We start from the raw sequence: 20,450 nt of genomic DNA on the forward strand, positions 1-20,450 counted from the left end.
AAATTCTAAAAAGGAAAAATGAAGAAAATAGCGCATATTCTGTTAGGAATACTTTGTATGCTGCCTGTGGCAGGCTTTGCACAAGATAATGGAGAATTGATGGTAAGCAACGCAGTCGGCTTTATTGATATACCTTATGTTGCCCATACTTTGGATCAGGAAGAAACGGAGGACCTGGTAATCAATTGCGATGAAATGGACTGTACCACGTTTGTTGAATATGTGTTGGCTTTGTCCTTGTCCCCTACTGAAGACGGACAGGTAGCTGAAGGTGACTTTGCCAATTTTGTTCAGAAAATCCGTTACAGAGACGGCAAGATAGATGGTTATGCCTCACGCCTGCATTATATAACAGACTGGGTTAACAATGGTGTGAAAGGCGGATTTTTGGAAGATGTAACTGCTGAACATAGCCCCTACGTCATGAAAGTGTCTTTAAACTATATGACATCTCATCCCGAAGCATATAGACAATTGGCTAATTCACCGGAAAATGTTGCCAAGATGAAAGAGATAGAGAAGGCTTTATCCGGTCAGGAAATACACTATATTCCGAAGGATAATCTTCCGAATAACGGACTGCCTTGGATTAAGAATGGTGATATCATTGCCATTACTACCAATATCGAGGGGTTGGATGTTGCTCACATGGGCATTGCCTTCTATGTACAAGGCAAGCTTTGCCTCCTTCACGCCTCTTCTACGGCCAAGAAAGTTATTGTTTCCAAAGTGGCATTGGCTCAGATGCTGAAGGATAATGATAACTGGACTGGCATTCGCGTGTTGCGAATGAAGAAATAATCCGATTCCAGATTTCGCCGAGAAGAATGCCCCAAAGAAGATGACTACCGGTTTTCCTGACCGGGATAGACCTTCTTGGGGCATTCTTGTTTTATTTTTATTGAAGTTTCGCAAGTGCTCAACTTAGCAGTTAACAAGGCTTCAGTCAACAAGTCTACAAGGCTGGAATTCCCTGTTTGATGAAGTGCCGCTTGAAACGGATCGCTACAAACCCTTGTCAACTGCAACTTGAGCTTGCTAAAGTTGAGATTTTTACTAAAGTTTCTGAAGCAATAAGGTACTCAAGTTTCGGTTTTACCGGAACTTGAAGAAGTTAGCAGGAGTTAGAAGGAAGCCCCCTCCAACTCCCCCCCGAAGGGGGAGAGGTCTCGCCAGGGCGGGCTTAGGAGTTAAAAGCCAATAGAAAAACAAACGGCTCACAATGTATCGGCTTAACTCCTTAACTTCTTAACTACTTAACTACCAGAGAAATATTAAAACCGAAACATTAGTTTTTAATAGCTTCTCATCATCAGAATGGAAGTGGTCCGTCTCCCCCCATGCTTCCAAATGGATTGTCTTGTGGTGGAAAATCGGATGACATAGGAGGCGGAGGTGTAGACGAACTGCCAATGGGCGTATTCATACGCGAACTGAAAGTAGCTCCCCCTCCTTCAGAAGGTGGAGGGATAATCATGTCGTCCTCCGGATTCTGGAAACGGGTAAACTGACCGATGAAGCGGAGCCTTACGTCGCCTACTGCACCGTTACGGTGTTTGGCAATAATAATTTCCGCCATGCCGCGCAGGTCAGTCCCGTCGGCCGAGGTATATATCTTATAATATTCCGGACGATGGATGAAGCATACCATATCGGCATCTTGTTCGATGGCTCCCGATTCACGCAGGTCGCTCAATTGTGGCCGCTTTCCTTCTTCTCCTTCGCGGTTCTCTACGCCACGGTTCAACTGAGACAAGGCAATGATGGGAATATTCAGCTCCTTGGCCAGTCCTTTCAGTGAGCGGGAGATGGTACTGACTTCTTCTTGGCGACTGCCGAAAGACATGCCGCTCGCATTCATCAGCTGAAGGTAGTCGATGATAATCAGTTTGACATTGTGTTCACGCACCAGTCGGCGGGCTTTGGTACGCAGTTCGAATACAGAGAGTGAAGGCGTATCGTCCACATACAGTGGCGCGTCCAGCAGGTCGCGCAGTTTGGAATCCAACTGTTGCCATTCATAGTCGGCCAGCTGTCCGCTCTTGATTTTCTCACTTGGAATCTCGCATACATTTGAAATCAGACGGTTCACCAACTGAACGTTGCTCATTTCGAGTGAGAACAAAGCTACCGGATTGTGGTAGTTGACAGCAATGTTCTTGGCCATGGACAGCACGAAAGCCGTCTTACCCATGGCCGGACGGGCAGCAATGATGATGAGGTCTGAATTTTGCCAGCCCGAAGTCATCTTGTCCAGCTTGGTGAATCCGCTTTCCAGTCCGCTCAGACCGTCGGTCCGCGCGGCAGCCTTCTGTATCAGCTGGTAGGCTTCGGCAATGACAGGATTAATTTGCGTGTAGTCCTTCTTCATGTTCTGCTGGGAAATCTCGAACAGCTTTCCTTCAGCTTCCTGCATCAGGTCGTCCACGTCCAATGTCTCGTCAAAAGCCTTGCTCTGGATGTTGCTGGTGAAAGTTATCAGTTCCCGTGCCAATGCTTTTTGGGCAATGATGCGGGCATGATATTCGATGTGTGCAGAAGAGGCAACTTTGCTGCTCAGTTGGGTAATGTAGAACGGACCACCAATTTCTTCCAGTTCCCCGCGTTTGGAAAGCTGTTCCTTTACTGTAAGAATATCGACCGGTTTCTGGTTGACAGCCAAATCTGTAATAGCGGAATAAATCAGCTGATGTCGATGTTCGTAAAACGATTCCGGGCGCAGAATTTCGCTGACCAGCGAGTATGCGTCCTTCTCTATCATCAATGCTCCCAATACGGCTTCCTCCAGCTCGACAGCCTGAGGCTGTATGCGTCCGTAGTCGTTTACGGGCTGTGTCGTTTTGCTTTTGGAAGTCCGGGTAGTTCGTCTTTGCTCTGCCACGTTGTTTTAGTTTTAGTTCTGATTTCTTTATTCTCTCCTTTCCCCGGAAGGACCTATCCGAGACGGTCTCTCACAAGAAAGGAGGAACAAAGATAGCACTAACCTCTGTTTTTACCCAATTTTCTGAAGGCGTTTTCAAATTTCGGTTGGTTAAAAATCAGCCCCCTTACACTGTGAAACATATTGCTTCACATTATTCTTCTGATAGTCAGTAGATAGGCAGACAGGTGGAGGCATGAAGGCAAAACAAATAATGGTTCAAGAGAATCAGGGTGCTAAACATCAACTTGACGCTAGCCAAGTACCACTTTACGGACGTAACTATCTACATTATGGAAGCTAATATGCATGAATCAAATTGTTTCCTGTGACTGGATACAAGATTGGGCACTTCTGCAATAAGAAGAAAGTTTGGTACGTTATGGGGACACGAAAGTTTTTTAGGGTAATAAGCGGCGGTTTCGTTTTTTATTGCTACTTTCATGCCCAATAATCCATGTTTAAAATCTGATAAATATCATACGAATGATTGCTTTTCCGAATGCAAAAATCAATTTGGGGTTGAACATCGTTGAAAAACGGACTGACGGATACCACAATCTGGAGACCGTTTTCTATCCGGTTGCCGTGGAAGACGCACTGGAGGTTCACCGGGCCGAAGAGGGGGATGAGAAATGCCGCCTGCACCAGTCGGGCCTGGAGATTGCGGGAACGCCCGACAACAATTTGGTGGTCAAGGCCTATAACCTGCTGGACAAGGACTTTGGACTGCCGCCCGTAGACATCTATTTGCACAAGCACATCCCCTCGGGAGCGGGTTTGGGCGGAGGATCGTCGGACGCGGCTTTCATGCTGAAACTGCTGAACGGCAAGTTCAATCTGGGGCTTACTGAAGATTCGTTGGAAGAATATGCCGCCCGTCTGGGTGCCGATTGTGCTTTCTTCATCCGCAACCGTCCCGTGTTTGCCGAAGGAATAGGCAATGTATTCTCGCCTGTTTCCCTCTCTCTTGAAGGCTGTCAGATTGTCTTGGTGAAACCGGACATTTTTGTTTCCACCCGCGATGCTTTCTCGCAAATCAAGCCCCACCGACCGGAGATTCCACTGAAAGAAGCCATCAGCCTCCCCTTGGAGCAATGGAGGGAAGTCTTGACAAACGATTTTGAGGCAAGTGTATTCCCGCAGTATCCGGAAATTGGTGAAATCAAAGAAGAACTTTATGCAAAAGGTGCGTTTTATGCAGCCATGAGCGGTTCAGGCTCGTCCGTGTTCGGTCTATTTGATCCGGAGACTTCGCTACCTTCACTTCATTTCGACGAGAAGGCGTTTGTTTATAAGGGTGTCTTGAAATAAAAGCGTATTTACAAGAACATTTAGGTTCCGCCAGACGTTCTATATAAAGAACCGGACACATATACACACTTCTCTAAAGTAAAGAATGTATCTGCAATCCATTAATATCCACAATTATGACACATCAGATGCCCCAACTTCCGTATGCCAGCAGCGCATTGGAACCTGTAATCAGTCAGCAAACCATCGAATTCCATTACGGCAAACATCTTCAGACGTACGTAAACAACCTGAACAATCTGGTGAAAGGTACGGAATTTGAGGACAAGAACGTGGAATTCATCGCAGCCCATGCTCCCGAAGGAGCCATTTTCAACAATGCCGGACAAGTACTGAATCATACCCTCTACTTCTTGCAGTTCTCTCCCGCCCCCGACCATAAAGAACCCACAGACAAGTTGGCCGAAGCCATTGTACGTGACTTCGGAAGTTTTGAGAACTTCAAGAAAGAGTTCAACGCAGCCGGCGTAAGCCTGTTCGGCTCCGGCTGGGCTTGGCTTTCAGCCGACAAGGAAGGCAAGTTGCACATCACCAAAGAGCCTAACGGCAGTAACCCCGTACGCAATGGACTCACTCCCCTGCTCTGCTTCGACGTATGGGAACATGCCTACTATCTGGACTATCAGAACAGACGGGCCGACCACTTGAATGCACTTTGGGAGATTATTGACTGGGATGTAGTTGGCACACGGCTGGGATAATATGACCCACCTGCAAGTAATGAACGAACTACCTGTAAGTAACGAACGGATTACCCATAAGTAACCGGGCGATTACTTATAGGTAGTTTGTCTGTGTAGTATAACAGCAAGGCATTTTGATTTTGATTTGATTATGATTGTTCATATACGGCAAGAGCAGAGCGGTAACTTACCGGCAATCTTCAGCTTGGTGGAAACAGCCTTTGCAACTATGAAGGAGAGCGACCACCGGGAACATTTTTTGGTGGACAGGCTTCACCGGTCGGATTCATTTGTACCTGAGCTATCGCTTGTTGCCGAAACCGACGATGGACAGCTTGTGGGATACATTTTACTCGCAAAAGTGGGAATCGTGTCCGGAAAGAAGCGGACAACAAGTTTGGCGGTAGCCCCTTTGGCAGTACTTCCCGACTGTCAGAACCAAGGCATCGGAGGAATTTTGCTAAAAGAAGCCCACAAGAAGGCGGCCTCCTTGGGATACGGAACTGCTGTTATACTTGGGCATAAGGATTATTATCCGCGTTTCGGCTATTGCAGGGCTATGGAACATGGCATAATGTTTCCATTTGATGTCCCTTCCGAATTGTGTCAGGTCATTGAGTTGCTGCCTGGCGCCTTGAACGGAGTACACGGCAACGTGCAATATCCGCCAGCTTTCTTTGAAGAATGATGCAGGTTTTACATGAAACTCCCTCCTACTCCTTCATTTCAAGAATATCTTCTTTAATGAGTCTATATGTCTATTAAATCGTGTTATATATCAGAGGCCTGCAGACCGAAAAGCTTGCAGATTTCTGCAAAAGCCGTATATTTGCAATGTGTTTTTCATAGTATTAGATTTAAGGTTAACAAAAAGATTGGCTGTCTGGGATAGATAGCCTTTTTTTATGCTTGTACCTGAGGTGCTTTCTTCATTCTCACTTCATACAGGTCGTTTCTGCGGTCTTTCAGATTGCGTACGCTTCCGTAAGTATGAAGTTCGTTCAACAAATCAAGATCCACGTCGGAAACGAGAATCATTTCTGTATTGGGAGTGGCCTCTGCGCGTTTTCCATCGGTCGGGAAGGCAAAGTCGCAAGGAGTGAACACACCGGACTGGGCATATTGAATGTCCATATTGTGAACACGCGGCAAGTTTCCTACACTGCCCGCAATGGCCACGAAACATTCATTTTCAATGGCACGTGCATGTGCGCAAACCTTCACACGGCTATAGGCATTTTGTGTATCGGTCAGGAAAGGCACGAACAGAATCTGCATTCCTTGGTCGGCCATGATGCGGGACAGTTCGGGGAATTCTACATCGTAGCATATCAGTACCCCGATTTTGGCACAATCGGTTTCAAAAGTCTGCAGAGACTTTCCTCCGTTCAGACCCCAGCTTTTGATTTCATCGGGAGTGACGTGTATCTTCTCGTACATTTCGTAAGTCCCGTCGCGACGGCAGAGGAATCCTACGTTGTACAGCCTGCCGTCTTCCTTGATGAGTGGCATGCTGCCTGTAATGATATTGATGTTGTAACTGATGGCCAGTTTGACGAAACGTTCTTTGATTTCGTCCGTATAGGCAGCCAGACCTCGGATGGCTTCCGACTCTCCCTCGTCGTTGAAGTTGGCCATCAGGGGCGCATTGAAATATTCAGGAAACAGCACGAAATCGCTTTTATAGTCGGAAACGGCATCGACAAAGAATTCAACCTGCTCAAACAGGTCATCCAATGTCTTATAGGAACGCATCTGCCATTGCACCAGTCCCACACGTACCGTCGTCTTGGGGGTTACGTAGTCTTGTGTAGGCGGCTGGTAGTAAATGTTGTCCCATTGCAGCAGGCAGGCGTAATGTTTGGATTCCTCGTCGTTGGGCAGGTAGTTGCGCATCACCTTGCGTACATGGAAGTCGTTGGAAAGCTGGAAAGTCAGTACGGGGTCGAAAATCTCCTTGCGGCGCACTTTGTCAATGTACTCTTTGGGACGCATCTGGTCGGCATACTTATGGTAGTTGGGGATGCGGCCTCCGAACATGATGGCCTTGAGGTTCAGTTTCTCGCACAGTTCCTTGCGATACTCATACATACGGCGTGCCAGTCGTAACCCCCGGTATTGGGGATGAATGAAGACTTCGATGCCATACAGGATGTTTCCTTTGGGATTATGGGTGTTGAAGGTTTCTTTGCCCGTCACCTGCGCATAGGTATGGTCGTTCTTCACATCGTCATAATTTACAATTATGGAAAGGGCGCAACCCACAATCTTTTCATCCACTACTGTGACGATTTGTCCTTCGGGGAAAATACGAATCAGTTTCTCTATCTGTTTGTGTGTCCAGAACACGTCGCTGCCGTCAGAATAGACGCGTGTAAACGACTGTGCCAGTTGGTCGTAATCCTCAATCATCAGATTACGTATCTGCACTTTGTTAATTTTCAGTGAATCCATAAAACGTCTGATCTTTAAAAAACAGTGCAAAGGTACGAGTTATAAAAGCAGGATGTACTTCGAGGAGGAAAGTTTTTCGGGAAAATCTGTCGGGGAATGGTTGTGTCATAAAAAAAACGGCTGGCAACGAGCCGGAACATTTACCGCCCCGATTGCCAACCGCAATCTTTCTATTTACTCAAGTTTCGGTTTTACCGAATTGAAAATCGGCGAAGCCAAACTTGCAGGAGTTAAAGGACTTAAAAGGAGTTATCGCCCGTCTTTAACGGGCTTAGGAGTTAAAAGCCAATAGAAAAACAAACAGCTCACAATGTATCGGCTTAACTCCTTAGCTTCTTAACTACTTAACTACCAGAGAAATATTAAATCCGAAACTTAAGTATATTTACTTTATCCGTATTCAAGTAGCGCTACCATCAATGGCATGCGCCACTGCCAAGAATCCGGATTTATTTTCTCTTCTTCCAGAGTTTGCTCATGTCTTCCAGCGTTTTTCCCTTGGTCTCGGGAACCAGTCTCCAGACAAACAGGGCAGCTATTACGCAGATGATGCCATAAAGCGCATAAGCGAACATGTGACCGAACTTCTCTCCCATGTCGCCCACACTCATGTTGTACATCGGCACGAACGTGGAAGAAACGATGAAATTGAATATCCATTGGAAGGCCACGGCAATGGCCACGGCAGCTCCACGGATGGTGTTCGGGAAGATTTCAGCAATCAGTACCCAGCAGATAGGCCCCCAGCTGAACATGAACGAAGCGCTGTAGACCATGATGCTGACCACGGAAACAATGGCAGGGAGGCCCGTAACCACATTGCACAGGGCCACGCCGAACGCACCTATCGCCATGCCGATGGAACCGGAGATAAGCAGAGGCTTGCGTCCCCACTTCTCTACCGTAAATACGGCCAGTAACGTGAACAGAATGTTGATGACACCCATGATGACGGTCTGTACCATCGGATTGCCCATGCCCATTGTTTCGAAGATGCGCGGTGCGAAGTACAATACTGCGTTGATGCCAACGGCCTGTTGGAATACACTCAGCATGATACCGATGAAGATAACCATCCAACCGTAAGTGAAGAGTTTTTCGGTCTTTTCTTCGGCTGTAGCCTTAATTTCGGCCAGAATCTTTTTGGCGTTTGTTATGCCGTTGATACGGCTCAATACGAAGAGCGCCTTTTCGTCCTTGCCGCTCATGGCCAGGTAGCGCGGAGTTTCCGGTACCAACAGAACCAATAATGAAAACAGTCCGGCGGGCACAGCTTCGCTGACAAACATCAAACGCCATCCGGTTTCTGTCGTCCAGGCGGCAGCTTCAGGGTTTAGAATCTGGTTGACACCTTCCACGGCCTTGATGACGGGATTGACATTGTCGCCCAGAATCAGGAAGTTTACGAAATAGACAACCAACTGTCCGAAGATAATGGCAAACTGGTTCCACGAAACCAGCGTACCGCGAATGTTGCTGGGAGCGATTTCGGCTATATACATGGGGCAGATGGCCGATGCCAGACCTACACCCACACCGCCCAGTACGCGATAAAGGTTGAATGCTATCAACAGAGAATAGGAAGGTACGCCGTAGTCAAAGAAAAGGAATTCGGGAAGATAAGATCCCAGTGCGGAAAGGAAGAAAAATACACCCGCAATAAAAAGAGACTTCTTGCGGCCTAAATTGGATGCAAAGAAGCCTGAAAGAGCACTACCAATAATGCAGCCAATCAATGCGCTGGAAGAGGTAATGCCGTGAATTGTATCTGTATAAGTGAAATCGGACGCTCCCATGAAGAATGCCTGGAGTCCTTTTTCTGCGCCGGAAATGACTGCCGTATCGTATCCGAACAGTAAGCCGCCTATAACAGCCACCAGCACTATGGAAAAGAGGTATACCTTACTACCTTTTTCAGTATAGTTCATGATATGTTTAGATTAGGGAGTTATTAAAAAGCATTGGAAGGAGTTACCGTCTGCCAAGCTCTTTGAAGAAGGCTGGCAGACAATAACTCCTTTTCAAGAAACAGTAAGTTCCGCTGACGCGTACCCTACGGTTTAGCAATACATGTTCAGAATTGCTTCATACAGTTCCTGCTTGCCGCTGGTCTGCTTCGGTTCGCCAGCTTGTTTAGCATAAGCTACAACGTCTTCCAGAGTCAGTTTGCCTTCTTCAAACTCCTTACCCTTGCCGCTGTCGAACGAAGCGTAACGCTCAGCCAACATTTTCTTGTACGGAGATTCTTCCAGCAACTTGGCTGCACTTTCAAGAGCGCGTGCCATAGCATCCATACCTGCAATATGAGCGATGAAAATGTCTTCCAGGTCAGTGGAGTTACGACGAGTCTTGGCGTCAAAGTTTGTACCACCGTTGCCCAGACCACCGTTGCGGATAATCTGCATCATGGCTTGAGTCAGTTCGTAGTTGTCGATGGGGAACTGGTCAGTATCCCAACCGTTCTGATAGTCACCACGATTGGCATCGATAGAGCCCAGCATACCGTTGTCAACAGCAACAGCCAGTTCGTGTTCAAAGGTGTGGCCGGCCAGTGTAGCGTGGTTTACTTCGATGTTTACTTTGAAGTCCTTATCCAGATTGTGAGCCTTCAAGAAGCCAACAACGGTTTCAGTATCAACATCATACTGATGCTTTGTCGGTTCCATCGGTTTCGGCTCAATCAGGAATGTACCGGTGAATCCTTTGCTGCGTGCATAGTCACGAGCAATAGTCAGCATCTGTGCCAAGTGTTCTTTTTCACGCTTCTGGTCTGTGTTCAGTAAAGACATATAGCCTTCGCGGCCACCCCAGAATACATAGTTGGTACCACCCAGCTCAATAGTAGCGTCGATGGCGTTCTTAATCTGAACAGCTGCACGTGCTACAACATCGAAATCAGGGTTCGTAGCAGCACCGTTCATATAGCGTGCGTGACCGAATACATTGGCAGTACCCCACAACAGCTTGATGCCTGTTTCAGCCTGTTTCTGCTTGGCGTATGCAACGATTTCCTTCAGGTTGGCTTCATATTCCTCAATCGTATCGGCTTCTGTGCAGAGGTCTACATCGTGGAAGCAATAGTATTCGATACCCATCTTCTGCATAAATTCAAAGCCGGCGTCCATCTTGTTCTTGGCAGCCTGAACCTTGTCGGGGTCACCGTTCCAGGGGAATTTCTTGGTGCCGCCACCGAATTGGTCTCCACCTTCTGCGCAGAGTGTGTGCCACCATGCCATTGCGAACTTCAACCAATCCTTCATCTTCTTGCCCATGATTACTTTTTCTGCATCATAGTAACGGAATGCCATGGGGTTCTTGCTCTCTGTTCCTTCAAATTTAATCTTTCCTATTCCAGGAAAATACTCTTTTGTTGCCATAATGATTAATTTTTTTATGCTTTCTCTCCCCGCCCGTCCTTGGGCGGGGAAATCCAGCGGTTTGTACTGAATTTTTGTTAAATTATTTCCTTGTTGATATAGATTTATGTCTCGCTCAGTCGGCCATAGATTTCTCCAGACGATGTTTCCACCTTGCATACGCATCGGCGTATTCCTGTTTTCTGGCTACATCGGGCTCGATGACTTCAAGTTTCTCCAGTGTAGAGAATGCTTCGTTGTTGTCCTTGTAAATGCCTGCACCCATACCTGCACCCTTGGCTGCACCTACCGAACCATCTGTATCATACAATTCGATGGTGGCACCTGTTACACCGGCCAAAGTGTTGCGGAAAATCGGGCTGAGGAACATGTTGGCATGTCCGGCGTGAATCTTCTGTACAGGGATGCCCATAGCCTCCATAATGTCGATGCCATATTTGAAGGAGAATACAATGCCTTCCTGTGCAGCACGAACAATGTGTTGCTTACCATGCAGGTTAAAGTTCAGGCCGCGGATGGAGCAATTGATTTCCTTGTTCTCCAACATTCTTTCGGCACCGTTACCGAAAGGCAGGATGCTGATGCCTGCGCTGCCGATAGGAGCTTGTGCAGCCAAATCGTTCATGGCACTATATGAAATGCCTTCGGGAGCAATGGTACGTCTTACCCAAGAATTCAGAATGCCGGTGCCATTGATGCAAAGCAATACACCAAGGCGGGTCTGTTCGGCTGTATGGTTGACGTGTGCGAATGTGTTCACTCTCGATTTGGGGTCGTAGTTGACTGCACCGTTTACACCATACACGACTCCGGAGGTCCCTGCCGTAGAAGCTATTTCACCCGGATTGAATACGTTCAGTGACAAGGCATTGTTGGGCTGGTCGCCGGCGCGGTAAGTGATGGGGGTACCTTCTTGTAATCCCAGTTCCTGGGCTGCTTCACGGTTGACACGGCCCTGTTCGGCAAACGTCGGCTTGATGTCGGCAATCAGCGAAGAATCGAAGCCATAGTAGTCCATCAGGAAATCGGCTACTCGATTGTTCTTGAAATCCCAGAACATGCCTTCGGAGAGACCGGAAACCGTTGTACAGATTTCACCGCTCAGTCTCATGGCGATATAATCGCCCGGAAGCATGATTTTATATATTTTTTCATAGACAGCCGGTTCGTTTTCCTTAATCCAGGCCAGCTTGGATGCTGTAAAATTGCCCGGGGAGTTCAGCAAGTGGGAAAGGCAGAGCTCTTCGCCCAATGTCTCAAAAGCCTTCTGACCGTAAGGAACCGCACGGGAGTCGCACCAAATGATGGCCGGACGCAACACCTGATGGTTCTTGTCCACACATACCAGTCCGTGCATCTGATATGAAATACCGATAGCCTTGATTTCATCACCTTTGACACCTGATTCAGCTATAATAGCCTGTGTGGCCAGTTTCAGGTTTTCCCACCAATTGGCGGGGTCTTGTTCTGCCCATCCTTGTTTTACAGCAATAATGGCTGCTTCTGTTTTCGGGAAGAAAGCTGATGAGACGCATTTGCCGTTCTCGGCGTTTACCAGACTCGCTTTAACGGACGAGCTGCCAATGTCATAACCTAATAAATACATAATATTTCAATTTAGAAATTAACAATTAAGTTTTATTCCGTTATACAGAATTATCTTCTTACCTTATTATATATCTTCTTGTCAAAGCGATAATAACGGGCAGCCCGGTGGGCAACGCCCTGCTCCCGTTCCTCAAGCGGAACGATATATTCCATCAGTACTAATTTTTTGTGGAAGTTTCGTACGTCAATCTGTTTGCCATAAACCAGTTCGTACAGTGTCCTCAGTTGAGAGGCAGTAAATTTGCGGGGAAGCAGGTCGAACAGAGAAGAAGGATTGGCATCTGCATATTGGCGGATATAGACCATGGCTTCCTTGATAATCTGATTATGGTCAAAGGCTAAATCCTTAATGTCTTGCAGGGCTATCCAGCAAGCCTGATAGTTGTCCAGACCACGGTTCAGAGTCCTATCTATTTTTACCAATGAAAGGTAGGCTACCGTCACGATACGTTCCACTTTGGATTGCATGGCACGTTCCAGCCAATGAACGTCTTTGGGATTCTTGGTACGGTCTTTCGAGCCGAAAGTCTTGAACTGTACCAGATTGACATTTTTCAATCCGGTCAACTCATTCAGCACTCTCTTGGCAGCTTCGTCCAAATCCTCATCCATATAAATCAGACTTCCGGGAAGTTTCATATCATGAAAGACCTCTCCTTGTTCCTCCCCCATACGTTTTATCAATAATACCTTCAATTGCTCGCCATCGAAACCTATTACTACACAGTCAACAGATATGTGGTTATTGGCCAGCGGCATTGGATATTCCTTGTTTTGCATGACATTTATTTTGTTTAAGCGCTGCAAATATAGAGATGTTTTTTTAATAAACAATGAAAGAAAACATGAAAATTACCATGTTATAAAACATTATTTGTCAGGCAGATAAATATTGTATCAAATACAATAATATCTAATTGTATTATTGTATAAATTACAGTATGTTTTATAGGGGTTTGGAATGTGGTTTTATGGGAAAGGAAGTGCAATAGCGAAAAATGCTTATTTATAATGATTTAGAGACCTGTCCGGTTTGCGTTCTCGTGGAAACTTATTGTATATGGAATCCTATTTAAACATGTATGAAATATCTATGAAGAAGAAAAAAGTTGGCAGGAAAATTGCACAAAAAACGGGCTTTTGTGCGGCGGTTAACAGAAAAAGGCCTAACTTTGCCCCCACTTTTATTAAACAACTAAAATTGAATGATATGAAAGCATTTGTATTTCCGGGTCAGGGAGCCCAGTTTGTAGGTATGGGTAAAGACCTGTACGAGAACTCACCTTTGGCAAAAGAACTGTTTGAGAAAGCCAACGATATTCTTGGATACCGCATTACGGACATCATGTTCAATGGGACAGACGAAGACCTGAGACAGACAAAGGTTACACAGCCTGCCGTATTTCTCCATTCGGTCATTTCTGCTCTCTGCATGGGCGAAGACTTTAAGCCGGAAATGACAGCCGGACACTCATTGGGCGAATTCTCCGCTTTGGTCGCTGCCGGTGCTTTGAGTTTTGAAGATGGTCTGAAGCTGGTTTATGCACGTGCCATGGCCATGCAGAAGGCCTGCGAGGCACAGCCCTCTACCATGGCTGCCATTATTGCCTTACCCGATGAGAAAGTGGAGGAAATCTGCGCACAAGTCAGTGCAGACGGCGAAGTTTGTGTGGCTGCCAACTATAATTGTCCGGGACAGATTGTCATCTCCGGCTCTATCGAAGGCATCAACAAGGCTTGTGAACTGATGAAGGCAGCCGGTGCCAAGCGTGCCCTTCCGCTGAAGGTAGGCGGTGCATTCCATTCTCCGCTGATGAATCCTGCCAAGGTGGAACTGGAAGCTGCCATCAACGCAACTGAAATTCATACTCCGAAATGTCCTGTATATCAGAATGTAGATGCTCTTCCTCATACTGACCCCGTTGAAATCAAGAAGAATCTGGTTGCACAGTTGACTGCATCTGTACGATGGACACAGACTGTGAAGAACATGGTTGCCGACGGTGCCACGGACTTTACTGAATGTGGACCGGGTGCTGTATTGCAGGGACTGATTAAGAAAATTGATTCTTCAGCATCGGCTCACGGCATAGCATAAGCTTTTTCGAGTAGATATAGACAAACACGAACCACGCAGTTCAGGCGGAACAAACCGCCAAACGCCGGGTTCGTGTTTTTTTGTGTCCATGTATGACTTTTATTTGCATTGACCGTATAATTTACTCAAGTTTCGCTAGTGCGAAACTTGCAGGAGTTAAAGGAGTTAAAAGGAGTTATCGCCCACCAGGGTGGGCTTGGGAGTTAAAGGCCAATAGCTTAAGTGCATGGTCGGCATCCTTTCTTAAAAAGGTATTGGCTTAACTCCTTAACTTCTTAACTACCAGAGAAATATTAAATCCGAAACTTAAGTGATTAATGGTAAATGATTAATGAGCCGTAGAAATTCTTCATTCTTCATTCTTCGTTCTTCATTATCTTATCTATTGGCCTTTAACTCCCAAGCCCACCCTGGTGGGCGATAACTCCTTTTAACTCCTTTAACTCCTGCAAGTTTGGCTTCGCCGATTTTCAATTGACTTCGTCGATTTTCAATTCGGTAAAAACCGAAACTGGAATAATTTATGGTTTCCATAAATCTTTTTGCCTTCTTATCTGTTAAGGATAAAATAAACAGAGTCCGTCATTGTTCAAACCAGGATGGAAGATTGATTTTCCTCCAATGCCGGACCCGGGTCAGATATGTATTGGAGATTCAGAATAACTTCGATACCGTTTTTTTTTCATTCGCTTGGACTTGACTTCTATCAGCAAGGTTTCAAGCATAAACACAGATAGGAATGGTTGTGCATAACATGATTGTACGGACAAGCCTGCGGCGCTATGATTCCCTCTCAAGATTCTGGAGTTGGGGACTTATACTTTTTTATCTTATTGATTTCAACACTACGACAGTCTATGCCCAGAAGTATAAATATATAGGAATAAAGGATGGGCTGAGCAGTCGCTATGTAATAGGTATCCGGAAAGACCGTAAAGGTTATATGTGGTTCTTGACCCATCAGGGAATTGACTGCTACGACGGAGAAACGGTGAAAACTTACCGGCTGTCAGACGGAGAAAAGATGTTGAGCCTGTCTGCCGAATCCGACCGGATCCACCTGGACCGGAACGGCACATTATGGGAAGCAGGCGGCAAGGGAAATGTCTTCCGTTACGACAGTTATCAGGACCGCTTTCTGCAAGTATTCAAATTGTCGCCCCTGTCGGATGTTGCCGTGACGTGTAGTTATGTCGACTCCCGCAATATTCTTTGGTTGTGCCGAAAGGACAGCATCTATTTCTATCACATAAATACGGGGAAGCTTGATTGTACCGTCAATCCGGTTCATGAAGAGATAACCAACGTTGTACAGACATTTCCTTACCATTACTTTCTCGGAACGGAAAACGGACTTTATCACGCTTTGCAGGTAGATAGCCGTTTGTCGCTGCTTGCCGACCAGCCATTTTCCGTCTTGCATCCGGAAGTCAATTCCATCTATTATAATAAGGTGTTGCGCAAGCTGTTTGTGGGAACTTTCAGAGACGGTTTGCATGTGTACGATTTGGCAACACGGACACTGACCAACGTATCTGCACTGTGCCGGGAAAACATCACCAGCCTTTTTCCTTTCGATGAAAAATATCTGCTGATTGGAGTGGAAGGATTAGGTATCTATCGGATGGAGGCAGACGCTTACAAACTGGCACCTTTTATTCCCGCCGGAGGAAAAGAAGATGTCGGTCTGAACGGAAGCACCGTCACCGACATCCTTGTAGACGAAAACAAGAATGTATGGATTGCCGATTATCCCAACGGCATTACACAGTACGATATGCGTTATAGGTATTATCGCTGGATTGAACAGAATGAAGGAAGTCCGTTGGTTTCAGACAAGAATTCTGTGTACGCCATACTGGAAGACAGTGAAGGAGACTTTTGGTTTGCTACGGACGCAGGAGTCGGTCTGATGCGTCCGAATACGAAACGATGGTACACCTTTCATCAGCCCTTCCCCTATCCTGCTGACAGGCGGGAGCCCTTATATACCTTGTGTGAAGTTGCTCCCGGAGTGGTGTGGGCAGCCGGATACGGGCCTGACGTCTGGATAATGGATAAAGGTCTGTTATCCGGAGAACGTGTTGTCATGCACGATGCGTCGGGGAAGGCCATTGTTCCAGACAGATACATCCGACATATCATCAAGGATTCGTATGGGAGAATCTGGATTGGCGGACACCACAATCTGGTTTGCTATGATATGCGTATGCACGTTGCACGGCTTTACAAAGGGCTTCACTCCATTACTTGTCTTCAGGAAAAAGACCTCAAAAGCTTGTGGGTGGGAACTGCTACGGGACTTTTTCAAATCGACAGACAAACGGGAAGAGTGGAAAGGGTGAAACTACCCATAGGCTCCTGCTACATCAATTCTTTGAACAAAGATGCCGAAGGCAGACTCTTTGTCGGAACCAACGGATACGGATTGTTTGTCTACGATCCCCGTCACCCAGACTTTCACCACTATGACACCCGTAACAGCCAGCTTGCTTCGGACAACATCTACACCATCTTGTTCAGTCATACAGGCAATGTTGTGATGAGTACCGAAGAAGGCATCAGTTCGTTTATCCCTTCCAGGAGATTGTTTTACAACTGGTCTAAGGAGCAGGAACTGGATTTCGGCTTTTTCAATCCGCAGGCTGGAATTGTGAATCAGGAAGGGAACCTGGTTTTCGGCACGACCAACGGAGCCTTGGAATTTAACAGAAAACTGCGCACTTCGGAACAAGATACTGCCCCTATGGTGTTCAGAGACTTCAGAATTTCTTATCAGGAAGTGGCACAGGCTGACCGAAACTCACCGCTGACCACTGACTTGGACAGTCTGAAGGAACTGCGCCTGCTCCACTCGCAAAATACATTTTCGTTTCGAGTCTCTCCTATCAATTACGACTCTCCCTACAACACTCTGTATTCATGGAAACTGGAAGGACTGTATGACTCGTGGAGCAAGCCCACACACGAAGACGTGTTGAACTTTACCAATCTGCGAACCGGCAACTATGTGTTGCGCGTGCGCAGCATTTCCGGCGAAAACCAAGAGCAGATTCTGGAAGAACGAGTCCTGCGCATTGCGGTACTCCCTCCCCTTTGGCTCAGTGGTTGGGCCATAGCGGGTTACCTGATGCTGTCTGGTTTGTTCGGCTATGGCACAATGCGCATCTGGTTCTTACGAAAACAGAGGCTGTTTTCCGAAGAAAAAATCAGTTTCTTCATGGAGACGGCACACGAACTGCATACCCCGATAACCCTGATAAAGGCACCGCTGGAAGACTTGAAAGCCGACGAGACCCTTAGCCCAAAAGCTCGTTCAGGTCTTCAGACAGCCTTGCGCAACACCGATTCTCTGTTTCGCCTCACGAGTAACCTGATGAATCTTGAAAGGATTCATTTATACACTCCATTTCTGGCTGTGTCCGAATGTGATTTGGCCCAGTTCCTGAGCGAAGTAGTCCATTCGTTCCGGGCTTATGCTGCAGTCCGGAAGGTCAAACTGGATTACATTCCGCCGGCACGAGGCATTACTGTCTGGCTTGACAAAGACAAAATGGAAACCATCCTGAAGAACCTCCTTTCCAACGCTCTCAAATATACCGAATCCGGAGGAGTGGTGACGGTCGCCGTACTGTCGGCCGGCAGAAAATGGAGTGTGGAAATCTGCGACACAGGAATCGGAATACCGGCTTACGAACAGTCTAAGATGTTCCGTTATTTCTTTCGTGCAACCAATGCGGCCAATGCCAAACTGGTGGGCAGCGGAGTCGGTTTGATTCTGGTAAAGAAACTGGTGAGGATACACCGGGGAAGAATCAGTTGGGAAAGTCAGGAAGGGACAGGCACCCGCATCAAGGTAGAATTTCCGAAAACGGAGTATCCTCTCGGGACGCAATATGTTCCAAACAAAGGTGGAGAGAACGGCTCCGACCAGGCAGACAAGGCGCTTTCGACCCTGACACAACTTGCCGGCCGCGAGAAAGGGCAATCCAAGAAACGTTACCGGCTGATGTTGGTGGAGGATAATGACGAACTGCGCCGATACCTGGAACAGACCCTCTCCGAACACTATCTCCTGTTGAGCTGCACCCACGGGAAAGAGGCTCTGGCCCACGTGAAAGTTTTCCGGCCCGAACTGATTTTGTCCGATGTGATGATGCCCGAAATGAACGGTTACGAACTTTGCAATGCCATCAGGCAAGATATCGAAACCTCCCACATTCCGATAATCCTGCTGACGGCATTGTGTGACGAAAAGAACATCCTCCAAGGTCTCCAGGTTGGAGCCGACGAATACATCACCAAGCCTTTCAATCCACACATCCTGAAGGCCATTATTTCCAACACACTGGCTGCAAGAGAAATGTTGAAGAGGAAATATGGTGGAGTGAAAGCAGCGGAACCGGCAGAAGACGGAACCGGCACTACAGGTTCATACTCCACACTCGACTGGGGATTCCTGAACGCCGTAAATGGAGAAATCAAGAAAAACCTGCAGAATATGGACTACAATGTGGAGGCACTGGGCACTGCGCTGAACATGAGCCGCACCAGCTTCTACAACAAGATAAAGGCACTGACCGGACAAAGCCCATCAGAATACATCCGGCTGGTACGCCTGAAACATGCAGCCCGTATGCTCCGCGAGAACCGGTACAGCATAGCTGAGGTGGCGGACAGTACGGGCTTCTGCGACACGAAATATTTCCGCGAAGTATTCAAGAAATATTATAAAATGTCGCCCAGTCAATATGCAAGTATGCAGGAAGATGAACCTTACGGCGGTTGAGTGTAAAGGACACGCCTGGAATGTGGTTCAAAAAGCGGACAGGCACGCAAAATTGCACTGATTAAACAGATTGCTTGTCATTCCGATCTGTAGTTATCTGTTCAATCCGTGTGACCTATGTGCCTGTCCTTTATTCAAAGCCCTTCCTGAACCTCCTTATGCAGAGGAACAGAAAAGCTGAAAGTAGAGCCCTCTCCCGACTTGGAGGCAAACCAGAATTTGCCCCCGTTTTGTGCCACAAAATTCTGACACAACAGCAATCCCAGCCCTGTTCCTTCTTCCTTGTGGGTGCCGGAAGTGGTGAAACGGACACCCGTTTGCAGCAATTTCTTTTGGTTTTCCTCGCTAATGCCACAACCGGAGTCCTGTACGCTGACGACAGCCATATTTTCTTTCACTTTTGCCTTGATCCGTATCACGGAATCTTCCTGGCTGAACTTGACGGCATTGCCGACAAGGTTGCGGATGACAGTCTTCAGCATATCAGCGTCAGCGTACACCGTCAGCTCCTCTACATCGGGATGCTCTGTACAGAGGACAATGCGTTTCCTGCCGGCTATCGGTTTGAGAGTCTCCGTCAAGTTGTCTACCAAATCTGTCAAGTTCACCTCCTGCCTGACGGCATGAAGTCTGCCCGTCTGGCTTCCAGTCCATTTCAACAGATTGTCCAGCAAGGCAAACGTTTCTTCCGCCGTCCGCCCGGACATGAGCAACAGTTCGTACATCTCGCTCCCAATCTTTTCGGCCGACAGATTTTGAATCAGTACGTCCAGCATCATCTGGATACTCCCGATTGGCGAGCGCAGGTCGTGGGCAATGACGGCATACAGTTGGTCTTTGGCCGCCATCGTCTGCCGCAATTCCTTGTTTTGTTCCAAGGCGTGGGCGGCAAGTGTTTCAGGACCGGCAGAGTCCGCTGCCATTGTTTCAGGCAGCATGTCGGCCTTGGGATATTCGGAAAAATCGGTTTGCATATCAGGAGATTGGTGATATTCGTTGGCGGAATTAAATCGGTACATGGAGGCCGGCAGCAGCATAAACAGACAATGCCGCAGCCCATCTTCCCTCTCCTTTTTTCTTCCTATGATTTTCAAAATGGTTTCAAGCGATGAAACCGGTAGTTTCAAGCAATGAAACCAGTAGTTTCAAGCAATGAAACCGATGGTTTCAACGGATGAAACAAATCTGAAACTTTTAGTTTCATTGT

At 47.1% G+C, this 20,450-nt stretch carries 14 protein-coding genes; 7 read left to right on the top strand and 7 right to left on the bottom strand.

The features are described 5' to 3' along the window. Nucleotides 1–18 precede the first annotated feature (18 nt). Entirely contained in the window at nt 19–801 is a 783-nt protein-coding gene (locus tag Q1Y74_RS02640) for an N-acetylmuramoyl-L-alanine amidase-like domain-containing protein (RefSeq protein WP_300812168.1), read from the top strand. A gap of 511 nt (nt 802–1,312) precedes the next feature. Here Q1Y74_RS02640 and dnaB read toward each other — a convergent pair. After that, nucleotides 1,313–2,881, bottom strand: a complete 1,569-nt coding sequence (dnaB, locus tag Q1Y74_RS02645) for a replicative DNA helicase (protein WP_300812169.1) — start codon at nt 2,879–2,881, stop codon at nt 1,313–1,315. Nucleotides 2,882–3,406: 525 nt separating this feature from the next. On the opposite strand from dnaB, the gene ispE reads away from it, so the two are divergent. The 3 genes from ispE (at nt 3,407) to Q1Y74_RS02660 (ending at nt 5,605) form a co-directional block, all read left to right on the top strand. Next, a complete protein-coding gene (gene ispE / locus Q1Y74_RS02650; RefSeq protein WP_300812170.1) occupies nt 3,407–4,234 on the top strand; it encodes a 4-(cytidine 5'-diphospho)-2-C-methyl-D-erythritol kinase in 828 nt (275 codons plus the stop codon). A 116-nt stretch (nt 4,235–4,350) separates the two neighbouring features. Further along, entirely contained in the window at nt 4,351–4,935 is a 585-nt protein-coding gene (locus tag Q1Y74_RS02655) for a superoxide dismutase (RefSeq protein WP_300812171.1), read from the top strand. A 133-nt stretch (nt 4,936–5,068) separates the two neighbouring features. Continuing rightward, nucleotides 5,069–5,605, top strand: coding sequence for an N-acetyltransferase (locus Q1Y74_RS02660; protein ID WP_300812172.1), 537 nt, complete (start codon nt 5,069–5,071; stop codon nt 5,603–5,605). A gap of 215 nt (nt 5,606–5,820) precedes the next feature. Here the strand turns inward: Q1Y74_RS02660 and Q1Y74_RS02665 are convergent, their stop codons facing one another. Beyond that, nucleotides 5,821–7,371, bottom strand: coding sequence for a carbon-nitrogen hydrolase family protein (locus Q1Y74_RS02665; RefSeq protein WP_300812173.1), 1,551 nt, complete (start codon nt 7,369–7,371; stop codon nt 5,821–5,823). A gap of 52 nt (nt 7,372–7,423) precedes the next feature. Between Q1Y74_RS02665 and Q1Y74_RS02670 the strand changes: the two genes are divergently transcribed. Then, nucleotides 7,424–7,663, top strand: coding sequence for a hypothetical protein (locus tag Q1Y74_RS02670; protein WP_300812174.1), 240 nt, complete (start codon nt 7,424–7,426; stop codon nt 7,661–7,663). 157 nt (nt 7,664–7,820) lie between these two features. On the opposite strand, the gene xylE is transcribed toward Q1Y74_RS02670, so the two are convergent. The 4 genes from xylE to Q1Y74_RS02690 form a co-directional block, all read right to left on the bottom strand. Then, nucleotides 7,821–9,299 carry a D-xylose transporter XylE gene (gene xylE, locus Q1Y74_RS02675; RefSeq protein WP_300812175.1) on the bottom strand — a complete coding sequence of 493 codons (1,479 nt, stop codon included), beginning with the start codon at nt 9,297–9,299 and terminating at the stop codon, nt 7,821–7,823. 132 nt (nt 9,300–9,431) lie between these two features. Beyond that, complete coding sequence (xylA, locus tag Q1Y74_RS02680; protein ID WP_300812176.1) at nt 9,432–10,748, bottom strand: xylose isomerase; 1,317 nt, start codon at nt 10,746–10,748, stop codon at nt 9,432–9,434. A 115-nt stretch (nt 10,749–10,863) separates the two neighbouring features. Beyond that, nucleotides 10,864–12,354 (bottom strand): FGGY-family carbohydrate kinase, encoded by a 1,491-nt coding sequence (locus tag Q1Y74_RS02685; protein ID WP_300812177.1) that lies wholly within the window; start codon nt 12,352–12,354, stop codon nt 10,864–10,866. Between the two features lie 50 nt (nt 12,355–12,404). After that, nucleotides 12,405–13,136: an NUDIX domain-containing protein gene (locus tag Q1Y74_RS02690; protein WP_300812178.1), complete on the bottom strand. Its 732-nt coding sequence runs from the start codon at nt 13,134–13,136 to the stop codon at nt 12,405–12,407. Nucleotides 13,137–13,566: 430 nt separating this feature from the next. Here Q1Y74_RS02690 and fabD point away from each other — a divergent pair, with 430 nt between their 5' ends. Next, on the top strand, nt 13,567–14,454 hold the full coding sequence (gene fabD / locus Q1Y74_RS02695; protein ID WP_300812179.1) for an ACP S-malonyltransferase: 888 nt from the start codon (nt 13,567–13,569) through the stop codon (nt 14,452–14,454). Nucleotides 14,455–15,397: 943 nt separating this feature from the next. Further along, a complete protein-coding gene (locus Q1Y74_RS02700; RefSeq protein WP_300812180.1) occupies nt 15,398–19,243 on the top strand; it encodes a response regulator in 3,846 nt (1,281 codons plus the stop codon). A 134-nt stretch (nt 19,244–19,377) separates the two neighbouring features. Here the strand turns inward: Q1Y74_RS02700 and Q1Y74_RS02705 are convergent, their stop codons facing one another. Beyond that, nucleotides 19,378–20,217, bottom strand: a complete 840-nt coding sequence (locus Q1Y74_RS02705; protein WP_300812181.1) for a HAMP domain-containing sensor histidine kinase — start codon at nt 20,215–20,217, stop codon at nt 19,378–19,380. Nucleotides 20,218–20,450: the final 233 nt, after the last annotated feature.

The organism is uncultured Bacteroides sp., from assembly GCF_949298305.1.
In the GTDB taxonomy this organism is placed as follows: Bacteria; Bacteroidota; Bacteroidia; order Bacteroidales; family Bacteroidaceae; genus Bacteroides.

Bases quoted from the DNA above. Each gene is read 5' to 3' on its own strand.
- fabD (WP_300812179.1), top strand. From the start codon at position 13,567: ATGAAAGCATTTGTATTTCCGGGTCAGGGAGCCCAGTTTGTAGGTATG.
- Q1Y74_RS02700 (WP_300812180.1), top strand. From the start codon at position 15,398: ATGTGGTTCTTGACCCATCAGGGAATTGACTGCTACGACGGAGAAACG.
- ispE (WP_300812170.1), top strand. From the start codon at position 3,407: ATGATTGCTTTTCCGAATGCAAAAATCAATTTGGGGTTGAACATCGTT.
- xylE (WP_300812175.1), bottom strand. From the start codon at position 9,299: ATGAACTATACTGAAAAAGGTAGTAAGGTATACCTCTTTTCCATAGTG.
- Q1Y74_RS02705 (WP_300812181.1), bottom strand. From the start codon at position 20,217: ATGCAAACCGATTTTTCCGAATATCCCAAGGCCGACATGCTGCCTGAA.
- Q1Y74_RS02660 (WP_300812172.1), top strand. From the start codon at position 5,069: ATGATTGTTCATATACGGCAAGAGCAGAGCGGTAACTTACCGGCAATC.
- Q1Y74_RS02690 (WP_300812178.1), bottom strand. From the start codon at position 13,136: ATGCAAAACAAGGAATATCCAATGCCGCTGGCCAATAACCACATATCT.
- Q1Y74_RS02640 (WP_300812168.1), top strand. From the start codon at position 19: ATGAAGAAAATAGCGCATATTCTGTTAGGAATACTTTGTATGCTGCCT.
- Q1Y74_RS02670 (WP_300812174.1), top strand. From the start codon at position 7,424: ATGTACTTCGAGGAGGAAAGTTTTTCGGGAAAATCTGTCGGGGAATGG.
- Q1Y74_RS02685 (WP_300812177.1), bottom strand. From the start codon at position 12,354: ATGTATTTATTAGGTTATGACATTGGCAGCTCGTCCGTTAAAGCGAGT.
- Q1Y74_RS02665 (WP_300812173.1), bottom strand. From the start codon at position 7,371: ATGGATTCACTGAAAATTAACAAAGTGCAGATACGTAATCTGATGATT.
- Q1Y74_RS02655 (WP_300812171.1), top strand. From the start codon at position 4,351: ATGACACATCAGATGCCCCAACTTCCGTATGCCAGCAGCGCATTGGAA.
- xylA (WP_300812176.1), bottom strand. From the start codon at position 10,748: ATGGCAACAAAAGAGTATTTTCCTGGAATAGGAAAGATTAAATTTGAA.